Annotated in this window: 25 protein-coding genes and 1 other annotated feature; of the genes, 14 read left to right on the forward strand and 11 right to left on the reverse strand. The window is 54.8% G+C overall.

The window, feature by feature from the left end; all coding sequences use genetic code 11:
- The first annotated feature begins 43 nt into the window (after positions 1-43).
- Both KGP25_RS13120 and cobO read left to right on the forward strand, forming a co-directional pair.
- Positions 44-805: a YciK family oxidoreductase gene (locus KGP25_RS13120; RefSeq protein WP_008502811.1), complete on the forward strand. Its 762-nt coding sequence runs from the start codon at positions 44-46 to the stop codon at positions 803-805.
- Positions 802-1,392: a cob(I)yrinic acid a,c-diamide adenosyltransferase gene (gene cobO / locus KGP25_RS13125; protein ID WP_223539072.1), complete on the forward strand. Its 591-nt coding sequence runs from the start codon at positions 802-804 to the stop codon at positions 1,390-1,392. The genes KGP25_RS13120 and cobO overlap by 4 nt, the downstream gene beginning before the upstream one ends.
- Positions 1,393-1,427: 35 nt before the next feature.
- Here the strand turns inward: cobO and rluB are convergent, their stop codons facing one another.
- From rluB to rnm, 3 genes are all read right to left on the reverse strand, one after another.
- Positions 1,428-2,303: a 23S rRNA pseudouridine(2605) synthase RluB gene (gene rluB / locus KGP25_RS13130; RefSeq protein WP_008502809.1), complete on the reverse strand. Its 876-nt coding sequence runs from the start codon at positions 2,301-2,303 to the stop codon at positions 1,428-1,430.
- Positions 2,304-2,399: 96 nt separating this feature from the next.
- A complete protein-coding gene (locus KGP25_RS13135) occupies positions 2,400-3,020 on the reverse strand; it encodes an L-threonylcarbamoyladenylate synthase (RefSeq protein ID WP_003856793.1) in 621 nt (206 codons plus the stop codon).
- Complete coding sequence (rnm, locus tag KGP25_RS13140) at positions 3,017-3,898, reverse strand: RNase AM (protein ID WP_045908893.1); 882 nt, start codon at positions 3,896-3,898, stop codon at positions 3,017-3,019. Before rnm ends, KGP25_RS13135 begins: the two co-directional genes overlap by 4 nt.
- A gap of 160 nt (positions 3,899-4,058) precedes the next feature.
- Positions 4,059-4,152: a sequence feature (Trp leader region), on the forward strand.
- Positions 4,153-4,177: 25 nt separating this feature from the next.
- Here rnm and KGP25_RS13150 point away from each other — a divergent pair.
- The 7 genes from KGP25_RS13150 to yedF all read left to right on the forward strand — a co-directional run bounded on the left by KGP25_RS13150 (position 4,178) and on the right by yedF (position 12,334).
- Positions 4,178-5,740: an anthranilate synthase component 1 gene (locus KGP25_RS13150; protein ID WP_223539073.1), complete on the forward strand. Its 1,563-nt coding sequence runs from the start codon at positions 4,178-4,180 to the stop codon at positions 5,738-5,740.
- Complete coding sequence (gene trpD / locus KGP25_RS13155) at positions 5,740-7,335, forward strand: bifunctional anthranilate synthase glutamate amidotransferase component TrpG/anthranilate phosphoribosyltransferase TrpD (protein ID WP_008502806.1); 1,596 nt, start codon at positions 5,740-5,742, stop codon at positions 7,333-7,335. Before KGP25_RS13150 ends, trpD begins: the two co-directional genes overlap by 1 nt.
- Positions 7,336-7,338: 3 nt before the next feature.
- A complete protein-coding gene (gene trpCF, locus KGP25_RS13160) occupies positions 7,339-8,697 on the forward strand; it encodes a bifunctional indole-3-glycerol-phosphate synthase TrpC/phosphoribosylanthranilate isomerase TrpF (RefSeq protein ID WP_063621874.1) in 1,359 nt (452 codons plus the stop codon).
- Positions 8,698-8,707: 10 nt separating this feature from the next.
- Entirely contained in the window at positions 8,708-9,901 is a 1,194-nt protein-coding gene (trpB, locus tag KGP25_RS13165; protein WP_223539074.1) for a tryptophan synthase subunit beta, read from the forward strand.
- Complete coding sequence (trpA, locus tag KGP25_RS13170; protein ID WP_223539075.1) at positions 9,901-10,710, forward strand: tryptophan synthase subunit alpha; 810 nt, start codon at positions 9,901-9,903, stop codon at positions 10,708-10,710. Before trpB ends, trpA begins: the two co-directional genes overlap by 1 nt.
- A 182-nt stretch (positions 10,711-10,892) precedes the next feature.
- Positions 10,893-12,104 carry a selenium metabolism membrane protein YedE/FdhT gene (gene yedE / locus KGP25_RS13175; protein ID WP_223539076.1) on the forward strand — a complete coding sequence of 404 codons (1,212 nt, stop codon included), beginning with the start codon at positions 10,893-10,895 and terminating at the stop codon, positions 12,102-12,104.
- The gene (yedF, locus tag KGP25_RS13180) at positions 12,101-12,334 is read left to right on the forward strand and encodes a sulfurtransferase-like selenium metabolism protein YedF (protein WP_003856774.1); all 234 of its coding nucleotides are present in this window, start codon (positions 12,101-12,103) and stop codon (positions 12,332-12,334) included. Before yedE ends, yedF begins: the two co-directional genes overlap by 4 nt.
- Before the next feature lie 156 nt (positions 12,335-12,490).
- Here yedF and KGP25_RS13185 read toward each other — a convergent pair whose 3' ends face one another.
- On the reverse strand, positions 12,491-12,700 hold the full coding sequence (locus tag KGP25_RS13185; RefSeq protein ID WP_223539077.1) for a hypothetical protein: 210 nt from the start codon (positions 12,698-12,700) through the stop codon (positions 12,491-12,493).
- Between the two features lie 145 nt (positions 12,701-12,845).
- Positions 12,846-13,478, reverse strand: a complete 633-nt coding sequence (ompW, locus tag KGP25_RS13190) for an outer membrane protein OmpW (protein ID WP_032674934.1) — start codon at positions 13,476-13,478, stop codon at positions 12,846-12,848.
- 282 nt (positions 13,479-13,760) lie between these two features.
- Between ompW and KGP25_RS13195 the strand changes: the two genes are divergently transcribed.
- The 4 genes from KGP25_RS13195 (at position 13,761) to yciA (ending at position 16,030) form a co-directional block, all read left to right on the forward strand.
- Positions 13,761-14,165, forward strand: a complete 405-nt coding sequence (locus KGP25_RS13195) for a YkgJ family cysteine cluster protein (RefSeq protein ID WP_032674935.1) — start codon at positions 13,761-13,763, stop codon at positions 14,163-14,165.
- A gap of 25 nt (positions 14,166-14,190) precedes the next feature.
- Complete coding sequence (locus KGP25_RS13200) at positions 14,191-14,934, forward strand: YciC family protein (RefSeq protein ID WP_045908900.1); 744 nt, start codon at positions 14,191-14,193, stop codon at positions 14,932-14,934.
- A gap of 56 nt (positions 14,935-14,990) precedes the next feature.
- Positions 14,991-15,530: a septation protein A gene (locus KGP25_RS13205; RefSeq protein WP_028018783.1), complete on the forward strand. Its 540-nt coding sequence runs from the start codon at positions 14,991-14,993 to the stop codon at positions 15,528-15,530.
- Positions 15,531-15,634: 104 nt separating this feature from the next.
- On the forward strand, positions 15,635-16,030 hold the full coding sequence (yciA, locus tag KGP25_RS13210) for an acyl-CoA thioester hydrolase YciA (RefSeq protein WP_008502796.1): 396 nt from the start codon (positions 15,635-15,637) through the stop codon (positions 16,028-16,030).
- 39 nt (positions 16,031-16,069) lie between these two features.
- On the opposite strand, the gene tonB is transcribed toward yciA, so the two are convergent.
- On the reverse strand, positions 16,070-16,792 hold the full coding sequence (gene tonB / locus KGP25_RS13215; RefSeq protein WP_223540561.1) for a TonB system transport protein TonB: 723 nt from the start codon (positions 16,790-16,792) through the stop codon (positions 16,070-16,072).
- Positions 16,793-17,012: 220 nt separating this feature from the next.
- On the opposite strand from tonB, the gene KGP25_RS13220 reads away from it, so the two are divergent.
- Complete coding sequence (locus tag KGP25_RS13220; protein ID WP_023327637.1) at positions 17,013-17,309, forward strand: YciI family protein; 297 nt, start codon at positions 17,013-17,015, stop codon at positions 17,307-17,309.
- A gap of 41 nt (positions 17,310-17,350) precedes the next feature.
- Here the strand turns inward: KGP25_RS13220 and KGP25_RS13225 are convergent, their stop codons facing one another.
- The 5 genes from KGP25_RS13225 to KGP25_RS13245 all read right to left on the reverse strand — a co-directional run bounded on the left by KGP25_RS13225 (position 17,351) and on the right by KGP25_RS13245 (position 22,057).
- On the reverse strand, positions 17,351-18,304 hold the full coding sequence (locus tag KGP25_RS13225; protein WP_223539078.1) for a helix-turn-helix domain-containing GNAT family N-acetyltransferase: 954 nt from the start codon (positions 18,302-18,304) through the stop codon (positions 17,351-17,353).
- Between the two features lie 250 nt (positions 18,305-18,554).
- Positions 18,555-19,856, reverse strand: coding sequence for an FRG domain-containing protein (locus KGP25_RS13230; RefSeq protein WP_038419782.1), 1,302 nt, complete (start codon positions 19,854-19,856; stop codon positions 18,555-18,557).
- Positions 19,857-20,128: 272 nt separating this feature from the next.
- On the reverse strand, positions 20,129-20,350 hold the full coding sequence (locus KGP25_RS13235; RefSeq protein ID WP_048975131.1) for a DNA-binding transcriptional regulator: 222 nt from the start codon (positions 20,348-20,350) through the stop codon (positions 20,129-20,131).
- Between the two features lie 76 nt (positions 20,351-20,426).
- Entirely contained in the window at positions 20,427-21,596 is a 1,170-nt protein-coding gene (locus KGP25_RS13240; protein ID WP_223539079.1) for a phage late control D family protein, read from the reverse strand.
- Complete coding sequence (locus KGP25_RS13245; RefSeq protein ID WP_223539080.1) at positions 21,593-22,057, reverse strand: phage tail protein; 465 nt, start codon at positions 22,055-22,057, stop codon at positions 21,593-21,595. Before KGP25_RS13245 ends, KGP25_RS13240 begins: the two co-directional genes overlap by 4 nt.
- Positions 22,058-22,063 lie beyond the last annotated feature (6 nt).

Genomic DNA, 22,063 nt, shown 5'->3' on the forward strand with positions numbered 1-22,063 from the left:
CAAAAGAAGGCGTCTTTGAGTCACCGTGCGCCGAGGAGTCACCTTGCATTATCAACCGCAAAAAAATCTGCTGCAGAACCGCATCATTCTTGTCACTGGGGCCAGCGACGGGATTGGCCGTGAAGCGGCGCTGACCTACGCTGAGTATGGCGCGAGCGTCATCCTGACCGGCCGCAACGAAGAAAAACTTAAAGGGGTGGCGCAGGAGATTGAAGCCGCAGGTGGGATTCCCGCTCGCTGGTACACGCTCGATCTACTCACCTGCACGCCCGCGTCATGTCAGGAGCTTGCTCACCGCATCAGCACCCATTACCCGCGGCTGGACGGCGTGCTGCACAATGCCGGCTTGCTTGGCGAAGTTCGCCCGATGGATGAACAGGATCCTGAGATCTGGCAGGAGGTCATGCAGGTCAACGTCAACGGGACGTTTTTCCTGACCCAGGCACTGCTTCCTTTATTACTCAAATCGGATTCGGGTTCACTGGTATTCACCTCCTCCAGCGTAGGCCGTGAGGGGCGTGCAAACTGGGGAGCCTATGCCGTTTCAAAATTCGCGACCGAAGGCATGATGCAGGTGCTGGCAGAGGAGTACCAAAGCCGCCATCTGCGCGTAAACTGCATTAACCCGGGCGGTACGCGCACCAAAATGCGCGCCAGCGCCTTCCCAACGGAAGATCCGCAGAAGCTGAAAACGCCGGCAGACATTATGCCGCTCTATCTCTGGTTAATGGGCGACGACAGCCGCCGCAAAACCGGGATGACCTTTGACGCCCAGCCAGGCCGTAAACCAGGAATATCGCAATGAGTGAAGAACGTCACCAGCAGCGCCAACAGCGTCTGAAGGAACAGGTTGATGCGCGCGTCGCGGCCGCTCAGGATGAGCGCGGGATCGTCATCGTCTTTACCGGCAACGGCAAAGGGAAAACCACGGCCGCATTCGGCACGGCGACACGCGCCGTCGGCCACGGACAGAAGGTCGGCGTTATCCAGTTTATTAAAGGTGAATGGCCTAACGGCGAGCGTAATCTGCTTGAGCCCCACGGCGTTGAGTTCCAGGTGATGGCGACCGGATTTACGTGGGACACCCAGAACCGCGAAACCGATACCGCAGCCTGTCTGGCCGTCTGGGAGCACGCTAAAAGAATGCTGGCCGATCCTTCACTCAATATGGTTCTGCTGGATGAGATCACGTATATGGTCGCCTACGACTATTTGCCGCTGGAAGACGTGCTTAATGCCCTGAAAAACCGTCCCGCCCATCAGACGGTTATCATCACGGGCCGCGGGTGTCATCGGGATATTCTGGAGCTGGCAGATACCGTCAGCGAGCTGCGTCCGGTTAAACATGCGTTTGATGCGGGCATCAAAGCGCAAATAGGGATTGATTACTAAAGAAAAAAGCCCGGTGTCTTCACCGGGCTTTTACATTAACCGTTGTTATTACGGCTGCCAGAGCGGCGGTTGCTGCTCACCTGGCTGTGACGCTTCACCGCACGGCGAATCTGGTTCGCCTTCATGCGGCGACGATCTTTTTCCACCGCCACTTTAGAGGTGGTTTCCGGCGTCAGACCGACCAGCTCGCGCAGGTAGTTGGTCTGGGTCAGATCCAGTTCGGTATATCCCCCACGTGGCAGGCCTTTTGGCAGCAGGATGTCGCCGTAACGGACACGGATCAGGCGGCTAACCTGCACGCCTACCGCTTCCCAGAGACGACGCACCTCGCGGTTGCGGCCTTCGGTCAGGGTCACGTTGTACCACTGGTTGATGCCTTCCCCACCGGTAAATTTGATGGTTTTGAACGCCGCAGGACCGTCTTCCAGCTGAACGCCACGTGACAGGTCGCGCAGTTTATTCTCGTCAACCTGGCCGAACACGCGCACGGCGTATTCACGTTCCACTTCACGGCTTGGGTGCATCAGACGGTTTGCCAGTTCACCATCGGTGGTAAACAGCAGCAGACCGCAGGTATTCACGTCCAGACGACCAACGGCAATCCAGCGAGCGCCACGCAGTTTAGGCAGACGGTCAAACACCGTCGGGCGACCTTCCGGGTCATTGCGGGTACACAGCTCGCCTTCCGGCTTGTAGTAAGCCAGCACGCGGCAGATTTGTTCAGCAGACTCTTTCACGGAGATAAGATGACCGTCGATACGGATCTTCAGCCCCGGTACGATTTCTACGCGGTCACCCAGCGTGGCGATTTTACCGTCCACACTCACGCGGCCCGCTTCAATAATGGCTTCGATTTCACGGCGTGAACCGTGGCCGGCACGCGCCAGCACTTTCTGTAACTTCTCGCTCATTGAGCTTCCTCAGGTGTCGCCTTCACAGGCGTCGAATCAGGTCAAAAGAGGGCTGAGCCCTGCTTTGATGGCCGCGTAGTATATCTGCTTATACCATTACAAGAAAGGCTTTACGTCACCCACGCCTTCTCGAATCACTTCCGGTGCATCTTCGGTTAAGTCGACCACGGTGGTCGGCTGCTGGCCGAGATAACCGCCGTGAATAATCAGCTCGACCACCTTCTCCAGACGATCTTTGATCTCTTCCGGATCGGACTCGGTAAACTCGCTGCCCGGCAGCATCAGCGAGGTAGAGAGCATCGGCTCGCCGAGGGTTTCCAGCAGCGCCTGCGCAATCGGGTTCGACGGCACGCGCATGCCGATAGTCTTACGCTTTTCCTGCAGCAGGCGGCGCGGCACCTCTTTCGTCCCTTTCAGGATGAAGGTGTAGTTCCCCGGCGTGTTGTTCTTGATCAGGCGAAACGCCACGTTATCCACATAAGCATAGGTGGACAGCTCAGAGAGATCGCGGCACATCAGGGTAAAGTTATGGCCGTCCGGCAGCTGGCGAATGCGGCAAATGCGTTCCATCGCTCCTTTATCTTCAATTTTGCAGCCCAGCGCGTAGCCGGAATCGGTCGGGTAGACAATCACGCCGCCTTTACGGACGATCTCCACGGCCTGGTTAATCAGACGTGGCTGCGGGTTGTCCGGATGGATATAGAAAAACTGACTCATACTTCCCTCTCTTCAATTTGCTGCGGCTGTTCCCAGAGCTGCCAGACCGGCTCAACGCCAGCGGGCAGCCAGAGCTTGCGCCCCAGTTCGATCCAGGCGCAGGGCTGATGGAAATCAGAACCCTGTGAGCCAAGCAGGCCGTACTGTCGGGCATAGGTCGCGAGCTGCGCGCGCTCATTGGGCGCCTGCTGACACTGGGCGACTTCCATCGCCTCACCACCGTTTTCGGCAAAGTGCGCCAGCAGCCTTTTCAGCCATTTAGCAGAAAGATTATACCGCCCCGGATGGGCCAGCACGGCCTTACCGCCAGAATGATGAATCACATCAATAGCTTGTTTTATTGTACACCACTGTGGCGGAACGTATCCGGTTTTCCCGCGCGCCAGATACTTTTTAAAGACATCCGCCATCGTCGTGGCCTTACCCGCCTCTACCAGAAAACGGGCGAAATGACCGCGCGTGACCGCCCCGCCGTTCGCCAGCTTTTGGGCACCTTCCAGTGCGCCCGGAATATGCGCCTTTTCCAGACGCTCACCGATCATCTCTGCGCGCTGGTTGCGGCGCGTTTTTTGTTCTTGCAAAAAAGCAGTCAGTGCCGGATGGTCTATATCGATGTTCAGGCCAACGATATGAATCTCATGGTTTTCCCAGACGGTCGAAATTTCGACACCGGAGACCAGATTAAGCGCCAGCCCGCTGCGGGCGATTTCGGCGCGCGCCGCCGGAATGGCATCCGTCGTATCGTGATCGGTTATCGCCAGCGTACCGACGCGCATTTCAACGGCACGATGAACCAAGGCTTCGGGTGTCAGCAGGCCATCAGAGGCCTGAGTATGGCTATGTAAATCATAAATAATAGCGTAGGTGGTATCGCTCAAAGCACTTCCCATAACAGGTTGGAGACATCCGAAACCATCATGATACCGACTTATATCGAAATTCTGAAATCAAGGGTTGACAACACGCCATCGAACTAGTTAACTAGTACGAAAGTTCACACGAGAAAGGTATCTGAAAATGACAGCACATTTCACTCTGCACGGTTGGTGGCGTACTTCCTGATCATCGGGCAGTGTCACGCGTCTGCGAAATGCAAACAGATACCCGCCCGCTACCCAGCGGGCTTTTTTTTGAACAGAATAAATGAGAACACCAACATGCAAACAGCCAAACCTCATCTCAAATTGCTGACCTGCGAGGCGGCCTATCGCCACAACCCCACCGCACTGTTTCATCAGGTGTGCGGGGCACGTCCGGCAACGCTGCTGCTGGAATCTGCAGACATCGACAGCAAAGACGATCTCAAGAGCCTGCTGCTGGTCGACAGCGCGCTGCGCATTACCGCTTTAGGTGACACTGTCACAATCAAGGCCTTATCAGACAACGGCGCCTCGCTGCTGCCACTGCTGGATGCCGCCCTGCCTTCAGGCATCGAAAACGAACGTCATCCAGAAATGCGTATTCTGCATTTCCCGCCGGTTAGCCAGTTGCTGGATGAAGACGCGCGCCTGTGTTCCCTTTCCGTCTTTGATGCCTTCCGCCTGCTGCAGAACCTGGTCACCGTTCCGCACGATGAGCGTGAAGCGATGTTCTTTGGCGGGCTGTTTGCCTACGACCTGGTCGCCGGATTTGAAGATTTACCGGAAACCGAGCAGGGCAATCGCTGCCCGGACTACTGCTTCTATCTGGCCGAAACCCTGCTGGTGATCGACCATCAGAAACAGTACACCCGTATCCAGGCCAGCCTGTTCACGCCTTCGACCGCTGAGAAAAACCGTCTTGAGCACCGTATCGCGCAGCTTCAGCAGCAGATGACGGAAGCGCCACCTGCACTGCCGGTACAGCGCGTGGAAAAAATGACCTGCGATGTGAACCAGACCGACGATCAGTACGGTGCCGTGGTTCGCCAGATGCAAAAAGCGATTCGCGCCGGGGAAATTTTCCAGGTTGTACCGTCCCGTCGCTTCTCTCTGCCCTGCCCGTCTCCGCTGGCCGCTTACGACGTGCTGAAAAAGAGCAACCCCAGCCCGTACATGTTCTTTATGCAGGACAACGACTTCACGCTGCTCGGCGCCTCGCCGGAAAGCTCGCTGAAATATGACGCCACCAGCCGTCAGATTGAGATCTACCCGATCGCCGGAACCCGTCCACGTGGACGTCGCGCAGACGGCTCGCTGGATCGCGATCTCGACAGCCGCATCGAGCTGGAAATGCGCACCGACCATAAAGAGCTCTCCGAGCACCTGATGCTGGTTGACCTGGCGCGTAACGATCTGGCACGTATTTGCACCCCGGGCAGCCGCTACGTGGCGGACCTGACTAAAGTCGACCGCTATTCGTTCGTAATGCACCTGGTCTCTCGCGTGGTCGGTGAGCTGCGCCAGGACCTCGACGTGCTGCACGCCTACCGCGCCTGCATGAACATGGGCACCCTGAGCGGTGCGCCGAAAGTGCGCGCTATGCAGCTGATTGCCGCCGCCGAAGGGCGTCGTCGCGGCAGCTACGGTGGCGCGGTGGGTTACTTCACCGCCCATGGTGACCTCGATACCTGCATCGTGATCCGCTCCGCCTATGTTGAAGACGGTATTGCCACCGTCCAGGCGGGTGCCGGGATTGTTCTTGATTCTGTTCCGCAGTCTGAAGCTGACGAAACGCGCAGTAAAGCCCGTGCGGTCCTTCGCGCCATTGCTACCGCACACCACGCACAGGAGATTTTCTGATGGCTGACATTCTGCTGCTCGATAATATCGACTCCTTTACCTATAACCTGGCAGATCAGCTGCGTGCGAATGGCCATAACGTTGTTATCTATCGCAACCACGTACCGGCGCAGACCCTGATTGACCGTCTGGCCACCATGCAAAACCCGGTGCTGATGCTCTCTCCGGGGCCAGGCGCACCGAGCGAAGCGGGCTGTATGCCGGAGCTGCTGACCCGCATGCGCGGCAAGCTGCCGATTATCGGCATCTGCCTCGGTCATCAGGCGATTGTTGAAGCCTATGGCGGCTACGTTGGCCAGGCAGGTGAAATCCTCCACGGTAAAGCGTCCAGCATTGAACATGACGGCCAGGCGATGTTTGCCGGGCTGCCGAATCCGCTCCCGGTCGCGCGCTACCACTCGCTGGTCGGCAGCAACATTCCCGCCGGGCTGACGATCAACGCCTCGTTTGAAGGGATGGTGATGGCGGTACGTCACGACGCGGATCGCGTCTGCGGGATGCAGTTCCATCCGGAATCCATCCTGACCTCCCACGGTGCCCGCCTGCTGGAGCAGACACTCGACTGGGCGTTACAGAAGCTGGAGCAGACCAACACCCTGCAGCCGATTCTGGAAAAACTGTATCAGGCGCAAACCCTGAGCCAGCAGGAGAGCCACCAGCTCTTCTCCGCCGTGGTTCGCGGTGAGCTGAAGCCGGAACAGCTGGCGGCCGCACTGGTGAGCATGAAGGTCCGCGGTGAAAGCCCGCAGGAGATCGCCGGTGCCGCCACGGCCCTGCTGGAAAATGCCGCCCCGTTCCCGCGTCCGGACTATCCGTTTGCCGATATCGTCGGCACCGGCGGTGACGGCAGCAACAGTATCAATATTTCAACCGCCAGCGCCTTTGTGGCCGCAGCGTGTGGCCTGAAAGTGGCGAAACACGGTAACCGCAGCGTGTCCAGCCGGTCGGGCTCGTCTGATTTGCTCGCGGCATTCGGCATTAATCTCGATATGAACGCCGAACGTTCCCGTGAAGCGCTGGATGACCTCGGCGTCTGCTTCCTGTTTGCGCCGAAGTATCACACCGGTTTCCGCCACGCAATGCCGGTTCGTCAGCAGCTTAAAACCCGCACGCTGTTTAACGTGCTCGGCCCCCTGATCAACCCAGCCCATCCACCGCTGGCGCTGATCGGTGTCTACAGTCCGGAACTGGTCCTGCCGATTGCAGAGACGCTGCGCGTGCTGGGTTACCAGCGTGCCGCCGTGGTGCACAGCGGCGGAATGGATGAAGTGTCACTGCATGCGCCGACGCTGGTAGCCGAACTGCGCGACGGTGAAATCCTGAGCTACCAGCTGGAAGCCGCTGACTTTGGTTTAACCCCGTATCACCAGGAAGCGCTGGCCGGCGGTACGCCGGAAGAAAACCGTGACATTCTGACGCGCTTATTACAAGGTAAGGGAGAGGTTGCCCATGAGGCCGCCGTTGCTGCCAACGTCGCCATGCTGATGCGTTTGCACGGCGAGGAAGACCTGAAGGCCAACGTTCAAAAAGTTCTGGATGTACTGCGCTCCGGTGCAGCTTACGATCGCGTTACCGCACTTGCGGCAAGAGGGTAAAGAATGCAGACCGTTTTAGCGAAAATCGTTGCCGATAAGGCCATCTGGGTGGAAGCCCGCAAGCAACAGCAGCCGCTTGCCAGTTTTCAGAATGACGTCGTCCCGAGCAGCCGTCGTTTCTATGACGCCCTGCAGGGTGCGCGCACCGCGTTTATTCTTGAGTGCAAAAAAGCATCTCCGTCTAAAGGCGTTATCCGTGACGATTTCGACCCGGCGCGTATTGCCGGCATTTATAAGCATCATGCGTCCGCTATCTCCGTGCTGACGGATGAGAAATATTTTCAGGGCAGTTTCGATTTTCTGCCGATCGTCAGCGGCATCGCGCCGCAGCCGATCCTGTGCAAAGACTTTATCATTGATCCGTATCAGATCTGGCTGGCGCGCTTTTACCAGGCTGACGCCTGCCTGCTGATGCTCTCGGTGCTTGACGACGAGCAGTATCGCCAGCTCTCTGCCGTCGCGCACAGCCTGAAAATGGGCGTGCTGACCGAAGTGAGTAATGAAGAGGAGCTGGAGCGCGCGATTGCGCTGGAAGCCAAAGTGGTAGGCATTAATAACCGCGATCTGCGTGACCTGTCCATTGACCTGAACCGCACGCGTCAGCTGGCGCCGCGTCTGGGATCTGGCGTCACGGTGATCAGTGAATCCGGCATTAACAGCTACGCCCAGGTGCGCGAGCTGAGCCACTTCGCCAACGGTTTCCTGATTGGCTCCGCCATGATGGAACATGACGATCTCAATGCGGCAGTACGTCGCGTGCTGCTGGGCGAAAACAAAGTCTGCGGCTTAACCCGCGAACAGGACGCCCAGGCCGCGTATGAAGCCGGAGCGATTTATGGCGGGCTGATTTTTGTGGATTCCTCCCCTCGCGCGGTCAGCGAAGAGCAGGCGCGTAAGGTCATCGCCGCGGCACCACTCAGCTATGTTGGCGTGTTCCGCAATGCAGATATCGCAGAAGTGGTTGAAAAAGCCGACGCGTTATCCCTGAGCGCGGTGCAGCTTCACGGCGATGAAGATCAGGCCTACATCGATGCCCTGCGCGCTACGCTGGCACCGCAGGTACAGATCTGGAAAGCGCAACGCGTTGACGATACATTGCCCCCGCGTAACCTGAACCACGTGGATAAATACGTCCTCGATAACGGCCAGGGCGGAACCGGCCAGCGTTTTGACTGGTCTCTGCTGAACGGCGAAAAGCTGGACAACGTCCTGCTGGCGGGCGGTTTAAGCCCGGACAATTGTGTAGAAGCCGCGAAAACCGGCTGCGCAGGCCTCGATTTCAATTCAGGCGTAGAGTCCCAGCCGGGTATTAAAGATGCCAGCAAACTGGCCTCGGTTTTTAAAACTCTGCGTGCATATTAAGGAAGAGAAGATGACGACATTACTTAACCCGTATTTTGGTGAGTTCGGCGGGATGTACGTCCCGCAAATCCTGATGCCCGCGCTGCGCCAGCTGGAAGAAGCGTTTGTCAGCGCGCAGAAGGATCCGGCGTTTCAGGCCGAATTTACCGACCTGCTGAAAAACTATGCAGGCCGCCCAACGGCCCTGACCAAATGCCGCAATCTGACGGAAGGCACGAAAACCACGCTGTATCTTAAGCGTGAAGACCTGCTGCACGGCGGCGCACACAAGACTAACCAGGTGCTGGGTCAGGCGCTGCTTGCGAAGCGTATGGGCAAAACCGAAATCATCGCCGAAACCGGCGCAGGCCAGCATGGCGTGGCCTCGGCGCTCGCCAGCGCCCTGCTCGGTCTGAAATGCCACATCTATATGGGGGCGAAAGACGTTGAGCGTCAGTCTCCAAACGTTTTCCGTATGCGTCTGATGGGTGCGGAAGTGATCCCGGTGCACAGCGGCTCCGCGACGCTGAAGGATGCCTGTAACGAAGCGCTGCGCGACTGGTCTGGCAGCTACGAAACCGCGCACTATATGCTCGGTACCGCGGCGGGCCCGCACCCGTTCCCGACCATCGTGCGTGAGTTCCAGCGCATGATCGGGGAAGAGACCAAAGCGCAGATCCTCGAAAAAGAGGGTCGTCTGCCGGATGCGGTCATCGCCTGCGTCGGCGGCGGATCTAACGCCATCGGTATGTTCGCAGACTTTATCGACGACACCAGCGTGGGTCTGATTGGCGTCGAGCCTGCGGGTCACGGCATTGAATCGGGTGAACACGGCGCGCCGCTGAAGCATGGCCGCGTGGGGATCTACTTCGGTATGAAATCCCCGATGATGCAGACCGATGAAGGCCAGATTGAAGAGTCTTACTCTATCTCTGCCGGCCTCGACTTCCCGTCCGTCGGTCCGCAGCACGCCTATCTGAACAGCACCGGTCGTGCGGACTATGTCTCCATTACCGATGACGAAGCGCTGGAAGCGTTCAAAACGCTGTGCCGCAGCGAAGGGATCATCCCGGCGCTGGAGTCTTCACACGCTCTGGCCCATGCGCTGAAAATGATGAAAGACAATCCGGAAAAAGAGCAGCTGCTGGTGGTCAACCTTTCCGGACGCGGTGACAAAGATATCTTCACCGTTCACGATATTCTGAAAGCACGAGGGGAAATCTGATGGAACGCTACGATAACGTATTTGCAGAACTGAAATCCCGCCAGGAAGGCGCGTTCGTTCCCTTCGTCACCCTGGGCGATCCGGGCCCTGAACAGTCGTTGAAGATCATCGACACCCTGATTGAAGCCGGTGCCGATGCGCTGGAGCTGGGGATCCCGTTCTCTGACCCGCTGGCGGATGGCCCGACCATCCAGAATGCGACGCTGCGCGCGTTTGCCTCAGGCGTCACGCCGACCCAGTGCTTCGAAATGCTGGCGGCGATCCGTCAGAAGCACCCCACTATCCCGATTGGCCTGCTGATGTACGCCAACCTGGTGTTCAACCGCGGTATCGATGAGTTTTACGCCGAGTGCGCACGCGTGGGCGTCGACTCCGTTCTGGTCGCCGACGTGCCGGTTGAAGAGTCCGCGCCGTTCCGCCAGGCTGCGATGCGTCACAATGTCGCCCCGATTTTCATCTGCCCGCCAAACGCGGACGATGAGCTGCTGCGCCAGATTGCCTCTTACGGGCGCGGTTACACCTACCTGCTCTCCCGCGCAGGCGTGACCGGTGCCGAGAATAAAGCCGCATTGCCGCTGCACCATCTGGTGGAAAAGCTGGCCGAGTACCATGCCGCACCGCCGCTGCAGGGCTTCGGGATCTCCTCTCCGGATCAAGTCACCGCGGCGATTGACGCGAAGGCTGCGGGTGCTATTTCCGGCTCTGCGATTGTGAAGATCATCGAGAAGAACGTGGACAAGCCCGAGCAGATGCTGACCGAGCTGAAGGCGTTTGTAACCGCCATGAAGGCGGCGACGCGTAAAGCCTGACCCCCTCCACCGTCTGGCATCCCTGCCAGACGGTTAGCCTTTATTCCCCGCCATCAACAAAGGATGACGTTAAAATTGATCCTTTCGATATTTTCGGTGTGAATGGCTTTTCAAACCGTCATGTAAGCGTATGATCTGGACTCTTTTTTATCTTTAATCCTTCTGAGTTCAGAGGCTTATTCATGTCATGGCAATCCTTCAAACAGGCTTACCTGGTTAAGTTCTGGTCACCCGTTCCGGCCGTTATCGCGGCAGGCATTCTCTCTACTTATTATTTTGGCATTACCGGTACCTTCTGGGCCGTGACCGGCGAGTTTACCCGCTGGGGTGGACAGCTGCTGCAGCTCGCAGGCGTGCACGCCGAAGAGTGGGGATACTTTAAGCTCATCCACCTCGACGGTACGCCGCTCACCCGTATTGACGGGATGATGATCATCGGCATGTTCGGCGGTTGCTTCGCTGCCGCGCTGTGGGCAAACAACGTTAAGTTGCGTATGCCCAAAAGCCGGATCCGCATTGTGCAGGCGGTTGTCGGCGGCATGATTGCCGGATTCGGCGCGCGTCTGGCGATGGGGTGTAACCTTGCCGCCTTCTTTACCGGGATCCCGCAGTTTTCGCTTCACGCCTGGTTCTTTGCCGTCGCCACGGCCATCGGCTCTTACTTTGGCGCACAATTCACCCTGCTGCAGCTGTTTCGTATTCCAGTGAAAATGACAAAAGTCAGCGCAGCGTCTCCGTTAACCCAGAAGCCCTCTCAGGCCCGCCGCCGTTTTCGCCTCGGAATGCTGGTCTTTTTCGCCATGGTGGCATGGGCGCTCTGCACCGCCATGAACCAGCCTAAGCTCGGTCTGGCGATGCTGTTCGGTGTGGGTTTTGGTCTGCTCATTGAACGCGCGCAGATCTGCTTCACCTCCGCGTTTCGCGATATGTGGATCACCGGGCGCACGATGATGGCGAAGGCGATTATCGCCGGGATGGCGGTCAGCGCCATCGGCATCTTCAGCTATGTTCAACTGGGCGTCGAACCAAAAATCATGTGGGCCGGTCCTAACGCGGTCATTGGCGGCCTGCTGTTCGGCTTCGGGATCGTGCTGGCTGGCGGGTGTGAAACCGGCTGGATGTATCGCGCCGTCGAAGGCCAGGTGCACTACTGGTGGGTGGGTCTGGAAAATGTGATTGGCTCGACAATCCTGGCGTACTACTGGGATGACGTGTCTCCCGTCCTGGCCACCAACTGGGACAAGGTCAACCTGCTGAATACCTTCGGGCCTCTCGGCGGCCTGTTCGTCACCTACGCCCTGCTGTTGGTCGCTTTTTTACTGGTCGTCGCACAGGAGAGACGTTTCTTCCGCCGTGCGAGCGTTAAAACAGAAACGCAGGAGAATGCAGCATGAAAGAGATTGTGCCTGATTATCGTCTGGATATGGTTGGCGAGCCCTGTCCATATCCGGCGGTGGCTACGCTTGAAGCGCTGCCGCAGCTTAAGAAAGGTGAAATTCTGGAGGTGGTCAGCGACTGCCCGCAGTCCATCAACAACATACCGCTGGATGCGAAAAACCACGGTTATACGGTGCTGGATATCCAGCAGGATGGCCCAACCATTCGCTATCTGATTCAAAAATGATCGTTAAGGGCCTCGTCAGGGGCCTTTATCGTATTGAATTATAAGACATCTTGATCCACGGCAAAAACGTGATTTTTGACTTAAGTAAAATCTCATTTCCCTTTTGAAGGAGGTTTTCGCGGTTTGATGTATTTACGAGCTTTACTGGTTTTCGCCTTATTGATTCCCTTCCATGCGCTGTCCCTGAATTTCTCTTCTACCTTCCTGCGCCTGAATTGTCCGCAACGAGGACTTGTCGAGGTTATTCTGCACGTCTATGACCACACTCAGGAACGGTGGCGCGGTCATTTTGAAACCGGCGCGGGACACAAACGTGCGGGTGATACCGAAATTATCCCGTTTGCCAACGGCGATATTCTCTTCCATTCCCTGTCCAGCGACGCTTTCAGCTATTTATATGATGGGGAAACGATCCTGAGGCACTGCGTAAAGCTTGATGAGCGGCCGGTTTATCCGTCGTTTTGATGTGAACAAAGCAAACTGGCCACCCTGTGGCCAGTTTGACAGGGGATCAGAAACGATAACCCGCAGAGAACATAAACACCCACGGATCCAGGCGAGTATTGATACTTTGCTGCTGGCCGCCCGCCTTGAAGCGTACGTCCGTATCAATATCCATATACCAGACCGAGGCGTTGATCAGCCAGTCGCGGTTAATCAGGTAATCCAGACCGACCTGTCCCGCCATGCCCCACGAATCTTTCAGGCTGAGGTCCGTCAGACCCGCCTCTTTACCGGTATCGTTGAATTTCTCATCAAAGAAGGTGGTGTAGTTCACACCGGCGCCAATATAAGGACGCACCTTGCTGCTTGAGTCGCCAAAGTACCATTGCGCCATCAGCGTTGGCGGTAAATGGTGAACCGTGGCGATATCACCGGTTGGTCCTAAACCGACGCGATGACGGAACGGCGTTGCGGCCAGAAGCTCAACGCCCACGTTATCCGTCGCCATCCAGGTAAAGGTTAAACCTAACTGGGTGTTATTACTGACGTTAAAACCGCCCATTCCCAGCACGTTATCCGATCCTTCAGTTGGGCGAACCGTAGCCGAACCAGCACGAATAAAGAATTCGCCTGCTTCATGCGCATACGCGCCGCCAGAGAGACTGCTTAATACAAGGGCTGCCACCGCTAATTTTTTCATATCCGCTCCATCGTTGTGGTTTTAATCGCGGATGAGAATATACTCACAAAAGGGTAATAAGTGATCTGCCACAGATCACATTAAAACCAGTAACTTAACATTCATTGATCTGGATTAATTTTTTGTTACGCATCCAAAACCAATAAGTTGTTTCCATGTCAATTTTTGGCATTTCACGGTTACAAAATTTTCCCTTTTCCCCCTCTTGCTCTTCCTCTGGCGGCTGGATAATTTATCGCTCTCACAAGTTGATTTGATGCGTTCTTCTTTTGCAGGTGTGCCATGAGTGATATTAACCCGTGCATGACGTGCGGAGCCTGTTGTGCGTATTTTCGAGTCTCTTTCTACTGGGCCGAAGCCAGCGATGGCGGCGGTACCGTTCCGGTTCATCTTACCGAGCCGTTAACACCCTTTCTGCGCTGCATGAGCGGCACGAACCAAAAGCAGGCCCGCTGTGTGGCGCTACAGGGTGAGCCTGGGGTCGCGACCCGCTGTTCCATCTATGAGGATCGCCCCAGCCCGTGCCGGGAATTTGCCATGTCGGGGGAAGATGGGCAGGTCAACGAAGCCTGTAACCGCGCCCGCGCCCGCGTTGGATTACCGCCGCTTTACAAAGATATGCTTTTCCATACAAGCCTTGATGCTGCCACAGCAGGTGCATCCGGTGTACAATTGCCGGCTAATTAACACCTGCAATACTCAAGGAGAGTGCATGTCTATCACGGCGAAGTCTGTCTACCGTGACACGGGAAACTTTTTCCGCAATCAGTTCATTACCTTTTTACTGATCGCGTTGCTTTGCGCCTTTATCACGGTGGTGCTGGGTCATGCGTTCTCACCGAGTGAAGAACAGATTGCCAGCCTGAGCCAGGGCGACCATCTTGCGGGTAGCGTGGGGTTGTTTGAGCTGGTGCAAAACATGACGCCGGAGCAGCAGCAAATTCTGCTGCGCGCTTCTGCCGCGTCCACGTTCTCAGGCCTGATTGGTAATGCGGTTCTGGCGGGCGGCGTTTTGCTGATGATTCAGCTGGTATCGGCGGGTCACCGGGTCAGCGCCTTACGGGCGATTGGTGCCAGCGCGCCGGTCTTACCTAAGCTGTTTATCCTGATCTTTTTGACCACCCTGCTGGTGCAGATGGGGATTATGCTGGTCGTGGTGCCGGGGGTATTACTGGCTATCGTGCTCTCATTTGCCCCAGTGATGGTCGTGCAGGATAAGATGGGTATTTTTACCGCGATGCGCAACAGCATCAGACTGGCATGGGCTAATATGCGTCTGGTGGCGCCCGCCGTGATCGGCTGGCTGCTGGCCAAAACGCTGCTGTTATTGTTTGCGCCGAATTTTGCGGTTTTAACGCCTAATGTTGGCGCAGTGGTGGCGAATACGCTGAGCAATCTCATTTCAGCGGTACTGCTCGTCTATCTGTTCCGCCTGTATATGTTAATTCGTCAGTAATCCCGAGGCGGGGGGCATCGCTGTCTCCCGCCCCGCCTAGAAGATGGAATCACAGAATGAAGCAGTTTCTTGATTTTTTACCGCTCGCGGTGTTTTTCGCTGTCTATAAGTTGTACGACATTTTTGCTGCAACAAAAGCATTAATCGTTGTGACCGCCGTTGTGCTGATCTATAGCTGGATTCGCTATCGCAAAGTCGAAAAAATGGCGCTTATTACGTTCATCCTAGTGGCGGTGTTCGGTGGATTGACCATTGCCTTGCATGATGTTGAATTTATTAAGTGGAAGGTGACTGTTATTTATGCATTGTTTGCAGCAGCATTACTGTTCAGCCAATGGTTCATGAAAAAGCCCCTTATCCAGAGCATGTTAGGTAAAGAACTCACGCTGCCGCAGGTAGTCTGGTCGCGTCTGAATACTGCCTGGGCAATCTTCTTTATTCTCTGCGGTCTCGCTAATATCTATATCGCCTTCTGGCTGCCGCAGGATATCTGGGTCAACTTTAAGGTCTTTGGCCTGACTGCGCTGACGCTTATCTTCACGCTGTTAAGCGGTGTATACATCTATCGTCATATGCCGCAGGACGACAACCACTGATTACTGACTGACCAGAACGTCAACGACGGGCGTTCTGGTCTATTCTCTCCGCACGCGAATCATAGTAGCATCCCGCCTGAAGTCTTCCGTTACGAGTTAAAACAATGACAACAACTAACGCCCCTCAGGGCGAACTGGTTTTACGCACACTGGCAATGCCCGCTGACACCAATGCCAATGGCGATATTTTTGGCGGCTGGCTGATGTCGCAGATGGATATGGGCGGCGCAATTCTGGCAAAAGAGATTGCCCACGGGCGCGTGGTCACCGTGAGAGTGGACGGCATGACCTTCCTGCGCCCGGTTGCGGTGGGTGATGTGGTTTGCTGCTACGCGCGCTGCGTGAAACGCGGTAATACCTCCATTTCCATCAACATCGAAGTCTGGGTGAAGAAAGTCTCTTCTGAGCCGATTGGGCAACGTTATAAGGCCACTGAAGCGCTGTTTATTTATGTCGCCGTGGACAGCGAGGGTAAACCTCGTCAACTTCCACAGGCCTGATCGACAGGCAAAAAAAAAGCCTCCTTTCGGAGGCTTTTTTTATTCCATCTGCGCCCCGCCGTTCAGGCGGAAAACAATATTGACGATCAATCCGCTACCCGGCTTGCCTGGCTCATAGCGCCATCTGCGCATGGCAGATTTCACTTCGCGCTCAAACATATTAGAAGGTTGCGCAGATAAGATTTCCACGTTATCCACGCGGCCATCCGCAGTGACATCAAACTTCACCCGTACGCGGCCTTCAATACGCAAGGCCTGAGCTCGCGCCGGATACTGAGGCTGATTGCGGCTTACGGCTCGCGGGCCCGCTGGCGCGGTAACCGTTGGCTTTGACGTCGTTGCCGTATTGTTCATCACCGGACGTGAAGCCGCTGCATTTTCGACCGGCTGGGTCGCGCGCGGTTCAACCGGACGTTCCTCGCGTTTCGGACGCTCCTCAACCTTCTTCACCGGCTTTGGCTTCGGCTTAGGTTTTGGCTTCGGTTCAGGTTTGTGAATCACCACCGGGGCTTCCTTCGGTGGCTCCGGAACGGGTTCGGGTTCTGGCTCCGTTTCAGCCACCGGCTGTGGCGGCGGAGGGGCAACCTGCGGCGGTTCAAGATCCGCTGGCGATACCATCGTCACGGAAATCGGCTGCGCGGGCGCGGGCATTTCAATAACCTGATGAACCGAGGTATACAGCAGCCCCGCCACAACGGCACCGTGAATCACGACAGAAAGCAGCGTCGGCCAGGGAAAGCGGCGAGGTAAATCAAGGGTCATCGAAGTCATATTCATCAACGTTAAAAAACCGAACCCTGATTTTAAATGCAAATAGCAATCATATTCAATAAGACACTTTGTTCTGGCGCAACTTTAGCGCCTGAGAGGCCAAAAAAGGCGCATTCAGATCAGGGTATTAACATTGTTTTTATTTTACATTGCAGTCGTTTGCCCTTTCACATAACGTAACTGACACTTTTACCGGTTAAGGAGCTTCGCCGTGTTTTACGTGATTTACTCTGAAGATGTTGCTGATTCGCTCGAAAAACGTCAGTCTGTGCGCCCTGCGCATCTGGCACGTTTGCAGTTGCTTCAGGATGAAGGCCGATTACTGACCGCTGGCCCCATGCCCGCAGTAGACAGCAACGATCCGGGTGCTGCCGGTTTCGCCGGCTCCACGGTTATTGCTGAATTTGAATCCCAGGAAGCCGCTCAGGCCTGGGCTGACGCAGACCCGTACGTTGCAGCGGGTGTGTATGCAAAAGTGACGGTCAGACCGTACAAGAAAGTGTTCTGATACCAAAGCGGCTCCGAAAGGAGCCTTTTTTATGGCGGCGATTACGCGCCTCTGTACCGGGTAAACTGCTGCTCTGTAATCAGGCTCCCCCACTGGTCGCCTTCCCACTCTTTTACCAGCGTAAACCCAAACGACTCGTACAGACGCCGGGCGGCGGTCAGCTTATTGAATGTCCAGAGGTGCACGGCAGAAAAACCGCCACTGTCGCAGAACCGCATCGCTTCATTCAGCAGTTTTTTCCCCACGCCGTGTCCCCGGCAGCCATCATCAAGAATAAACCAGCGAAGATGGGCTTCACCCGGCGCCAGATCCTCGCCATCGATTGCCACCGAGCCGACAATTTTATCGTTGAGCACTGCCAGCCAAATCTGGTTACAGGGCTTCTCCAGTCTTTCACTGAACTCGGCCAGCCCTGAAGCCACTTTAGCCTCGAAGAAGCGACCAAAGTTATGCTCCCGCGAATAATAGCTGCCATGCATTTCCGCGATACGGCCAATCATGCCGGGGATGTACCCCTGCACTATCCTCAGCTCGTCGGGCTGCATATCGTTGCCCGCCTCGCGGCATGCCAGCAGCGCGTTGGCATAAAGGGAAAGCCCCTCAGAGATGGTCTGCTGCTGGGCAGGAGCAAGACGCTTTATTGCTGTGACCACCCGCTCATTGCTGAAGGCATTAATTTTGCTGACCGTCTCGTGACCTTTCGCGGTCAGCCTGAGGCTCTTTGCTCTCGCATCCTCAACAGAAATGACTTCCTCGAGTTCGCCTGCTGCAATCAGGCGAGCCAGCATCCGGCTGACGCTGGACTTTTCCAGGCCCAGCAGTTGCACCAGCTGGCTCGCCGTCATCTCCTTACGTAGAGCAATTTCGACCAGAGTATGGACGGCCGAAGGCGAGTAATTCGTTGAGGCCAGGGTAGACCCCATAAAACCTAACTCTCGCACCATCAGGCGCGAGGAACGTCGAATAACACTGACTACCGGGGTTTCGCTGTGCATGTTATGTCCTCACTATTTAGTTGCACTATACAACTAAATGGTGAGGGATTGTCAAACAGAATTAAAAAGGCTCCCGCAGGAGCTTTTTTAAGCGCCTCAACACAATGAAATAAAAGGATTTATTTCACGTCATGTCCACAGATTGACCACATCGTTACAAGAAGCCCTGCAATAGCGGGGCTTACTCTTGATGAGCAAATTTCGGTCCTTAGTGAATAGAAATCCATTAATAAAATCGTTTTCGCTAGAGTTAACGAAGTTCATGCTCAGCTATAATAAGAGCTGAAATATGTCGTTGATGGATACTGTCGTTTTTGCAGTCACATTCATTAGCGTTATGCTCACGCTCCCATAAGCCAGAAGGTTGTCTGCGGTAATACCATCCAGGGCATAAACCAGCGTTTGTCATCTCTAATCCAGGATGCATGACCACCAACTCACAAACCTCAAAAAGATCCTGCGCATGATTGATTATACCTATTCCTTTTTGGTATACGACGTTATGGCCCATGCCGGGATGCTTAATAATTTCATCGATTTCGAATGCAAGGTAAGTTTTACCTTCAATCATTTTTTCGATTTTAGGAAATCTCATTGGGGTTTCGGCTGGTGCAGTTCCAAAAATAATTATCCCCGGAGCTGAAACAACCTTTCCCCCTGTCAATTCACCTTTGACCGTATCAATCGACATGAAAATTTCACTAATTTTACCGCCTTGGTAAAATGCTGTATCTGGTGACGCAATTTTTTTAAAACTATCCTGATACTCAGGTATTTCAAGCGAGCGTTTAAATACAGGCACAGGGAACTCCGGATCACGTAGCGACTCTATTTCTCTCCATGGCAAATCTAAAAGTGCTTTGAGAATGGGGTCTTTTGACACAGGCGGGAAAAGAGAATCAGTTTTCGTTAAACCATGTAAGGCTGCATAATCACGAAAAATAGCTCTACTTGCTGTTATTTGAGCAATGAAGCAATTTTTTGGAACGGCCTTTCCCATCGTAGGTCCCAAGAGCCACGCCTTTTGCGCTTCAGTTCGAGGAACTGACCCCTTAATTGTTAAAGTGGCAAGATCTATGAGCCCCACCTCATTAGCAATCGATTTATCAATCACATAAAGGTGACCTTCACCCTCTTCATAGACATAGCTAACGTATTTTTTTCTTTCCCATAGAAAGTTTTCATCACAATCTTCACACATGTCGATGCTGGGTGATTCGGTATACTTATGGCTAGCAAACCATGCACTTACAGCAGGACTAGAAGAGCAGTCAACATAAAATGATCTCCATCCATAATGTTGCAAAAGGGCCTGAACATAACCTATGTCATTGACATGCTCACCAATTAGCACCTCAAGAACCTTGCTCGCATAACGGGACCATTTGATTGTTTCTGTTGGAATACAATCCTGCCGATCAAATGAAGCGATAATGGATGGCTCTCCAGGTTCACCATAGTGAGTAAGTTGCCCTCTAAACAGTACGTCTTGACCAAATTCGTCTATCAACGCTTCCAACTCATTAAGCGTACTTACTTTAATATTTTTCATTTTTATCCATTGGCTAGAGTCAAAAAGTGAACTCAAGAAACCGACATGTGTGACAATAAATTTTCCAATCGGAATCAAGCAAATAATTTCAGTAAAAAACCTTTTGAATACAGGAAGGCAATAGTGAAAAGATATTTACATATTATTCATACTCATTTCAATAAAGCATTGTTTGTATCAATAAGTTATTTGCAATGAGATTATTAGCAATTAATGATGTTTTATCAACTACAAAAAATAGATATCCCCGTATAGACGGGGCTATCTTTTGGTCACATCCAGTGGATCTGTTGCTGGCCTGACGTTGTCGGATGCGGTGCCGCTGGCACTACAACCCCCGGTGATACGATAAAGCGCTCGACCGTTTCGGTGGTAACAAACGTCGCGCTGCAGTTGATGTTTGTGCACTGGTGATACCGCTCTTTGGTCGTGTCAGTAAAATAGCGACTTGTGCGGGCGTGAGCGGCGAAATGGCATTTTGGACAGTGAAACATGGCGAGCACCTCATTTATTTTCCGATGCGCTAATTTTACTCAATTTATCCTTACATAACAAATACATAAAAACAAATCACTGCGTTAACTCTTCGCTTTCGTACTCCACATCCGACACCTTAACCTCAAGCTCTAAGCCCGTCGTGTAGCCGCTCCCGTTGAGATTATGCACCACCCGGCTGACTATCCACGCCTGCTCGTCTATAACGCGCTTAAACCCTTTCACGGCAATTGGCGTTTCAGGAAATAAATCTGCCCGGCCGATCGCCAGCGAGATTGAAAACTCCACAACGCCGCGCTGCAGTTTGTCCCACTTCGCCTGCGCGGCGCGCATGGCCTGCGCCTTAGTCGCATAAATGGTCGTCAGCTCCAGCACGTTGTCAGCCTCACCGGCCATGTACTCACCCTCGCGCGCTTCCTGCTCTTTTTTGGTTTTAGTCTTTGCCGGGGCGTTGGTCGCTTTCGGGTGCTGCAGCGCGCGGAGGTGCTTCTCTTTGGGCTTACGCTTGAGCTTCACCTTTTGCTTTTGCGGCTTCGGGTCTTTGGTGTGCAGCCATTTTGCCGTCACGCCGGTGTAGGCTTCCCGGTCAGCAATGGCAAACTGATGACGATCGCCGTCCCCGCGCTCAAGCGTCATCTGAGGAATGGGCTTTCCGCTGGCCGTCTTACCGCTCCCCGCTTTCAGGAATAACAGTTTTCCCGCTTTTACCGAAACCGCCGCCCCGTTCCGGTCAGCCAGGCGGGACAGAAACACTGCGTCGGATTCCTGCGACTGGTCAATGTGAGGCACTGCGACGGCTTTCAGCCTGTCGGCCACGCTGGCCGTCAGCTTATTCCGTGCCGCAATCGCCTCCACAATTTGCCCGAGCGTGGTGTCGTGCCATGACTGTTCCCGGCGAGAGTTCAGCGTGCCGCGAAAATCGGCGCTGCGCCCCCGGATGGTGAGCGTATCAGGCGCGCCCCTGTGCTCGATTTCGTCGACCGTGAACGTCCCTTTTTTAATCAGCGCGGAACCCTGCCAGCCTAACCACAACGTCAACGTTGCGCCGCGCGGTGGCATTGCTATCTGGCCGTCAGTGTCATCAAGCTCGATATCGAGCTGGTCGGCCTCGAATCCGCGATTGTCGGTCATGGTCAGACTGATAAGACGGTCAGTAAAATCCTGCGTGATATCATCGTTATCCAGCTTGAGCATAAACGCCGGGGCAATCTTCGCCCCGGCCTGAATATCCATTCCTGTAATCATCCTGCCAGCCCTCCCAGCCAGTCACCAGCAGACGTGACCAGATTGTCGGCCTGCGTTTTCAGGTCGCCATAAATGGCCGCCAGCGATCTATCGACCCGCTTAAGAGAAAGGCTAAACTCGATTTTTCTCGCCGCTCCGTCGCTGAATAACTCGGTGTGCGTGTGCGTCACTTTGTCGATGACATACATGCCGTGGATCATGCCCGTTCCGTCAATCAGCGGCCACGCGCGCCCCTCGTCTGCCATCAGCTCGATGGCGGTCAGTGACAAACGTCCGCCGGTAATTTCGGGATAGAGCACGCCCGACAGCGTGCGCGTGGTTTCCCCTTCCCCGAGATACTGGTAGGCCGGTGGCTTGCCGATACGGTCGTTTGACGCCCAGCGGTAATCCTTCGAATACTGCATGGACTGATAGGGCAGCGTACGGCGCTCAAACACAAACAAACCTAAAACCATTAACATGCTTTA

Origin of the sequence: Enterobacter sp. JBIWA003 (assembly GCF_019968825.1) — a bacterium.
Taxonomy (GTDB): Bacteria; Pseudomonadota; Gammaproteobacteria; order Enterobacterales; family Enterobacteriaceae; genus Enterobacter; species Enterobacter quasiroggenkampii.

Coding starts and splice junctions, on each gene's coding strand:
- rluB (WP_008502809.1), bottom strand. CDS start 2,303: ATGAGCGAGAAGTTACAGAAAGTGCTGGCGCGTGCCGGCCACGGTTCA.
- trpD (WP_008502806.1), top strand. CDS start 5,740: ATGGCTGACATTCTGCTGCTCGATAATATCGACTCCTTTACCTATAAC.
- KGP25_RS13195 (WP_032674935.1), top strand. CDS start 13,761: ATGAGTGATATTAACCCGTGCATGACGTGCGGAGCCTGTTGTGCGTAT.
- KGP25_RS13240 (WP_223539079.1), bottom strand. CDS start 21,596: ATGATTACAGGAATGGATATTCAGGCCGGGGCGAAGATTGCCCCGGCG.
- KGP25_RS13135 (WP_003856793.1), bottom strand. CDS start 3,020: ATGAGTCAGTTTTTCTATATCCATCCGGACAACCCGCAGCCACGTCTG.
- yedE (WP_223539076.1), top strand. CDS start 10,893: ATGTCATGGCAATCCTTCAAACAGGCTTACCTGGTTAAGTTCTGGTCA.
- yciA (WP_008502796.1), top strand. CDS start 15,635: ATGACAACAACTAACGCCCCTCAGGGCGAACTGGTTTTACGCACACTG.
- KGP25_RS13235 (WP_048975131.1), bottom strand. CDS start 20,350: ATGTTTCACTGTCCAAAATGCCATTTCGCCGCTCACGCCCGCACAAGT.
- KGP25_RS13225 (WP_223539078.1), bottom strand. CDS start 18,304: ATGCACAGCGAAACCCCGGTAGTCAGTGTTATTCGACGTTCCTCGCGC.
- KGP25_RS13200 (WP_045908900.1), top strand. CDS start 14,191: ATGTCTATCACGGCGAAGTCTGTCTACCGTGACACGGGAAACTTTTTC.
- KGP25_RS13230 (WP_038419782.1), bottom strand. CDS start 19,856: ATGAAAAATATTAAAGTAAGTACGCTTAATGAGTTGGAAGCGTTGATA.
- KGP25_RS13245 (WP_223539080.1), bottom strand. CDS start 22,057: ATGTTAATGGTTTTAGGTTTGTTTGTGTTTGAGCGCCGTACGCTGCCC.
- KGP25_RS13150 (WP_223539073.1), top strand. CDS start 4,178: ATGCAAACAGCCAAACCTCATCTCAAATTGCTGACCTGCGAGGCGGCC.
- KGP25_RS13185 (WP_223539077.1), bottom strand. CDS start 12,700: ATGGAAGAGAATATCGCCGTTGGCAAACGGGATAATTTCGGTATCACC.
- tonB (WP_223540561.1), bottom strand. CDS start 16,792: ATGACCCTTGATTTACCTCGCCGCTTTCCCTGGCCGACGCTGCTTTCT.
- yedF (WP_003856774.1), top strand. CDS start 12,101: ATGAAAGAGATTGTGCCTGATTATCGTCTGGATATGGTTGGCGAGCCC.
- trpA (WP_223539075.1), top strand. CDS start 9,901: ATGGAACGCTACGATAACGTATTTGCAGAACTGAAATCCCGCCAGGAA.
- trpCF (WP_063621874.1), top strand. CDS start 7,339: ATGCAGACCGTTTTAGCGAAAATCGTTGCCGATAAGGCCATCTGGGTG.
- trpB (WP_223539074.1), top strand. CDS start 8,708: ATGACGACATTACTTAACCCGTATTTTGGTGAGTTCGGCGGGATGTAC.
- KGP25_RS13205 (WP_028018783.1), top strand. CDS start 14,991: ATGAAGCAGTTTCTTGATTTTTTACCGCTCGCGGTGTTTTTCGCTGTC.
- ompW (WP_032674934.1), bottom strand. CDS start 13,478: ATGAAAAAATTAGCGGTGGCAGCCCTTGTATTAAGCAGTCTCTCTGGC.
- cobO (WP_223539072.1), top strand. CDS start 802: ATGAGTGAAGAACGTCACCAGCAGCGCCAACAGCGTCTGAAGGAACAG.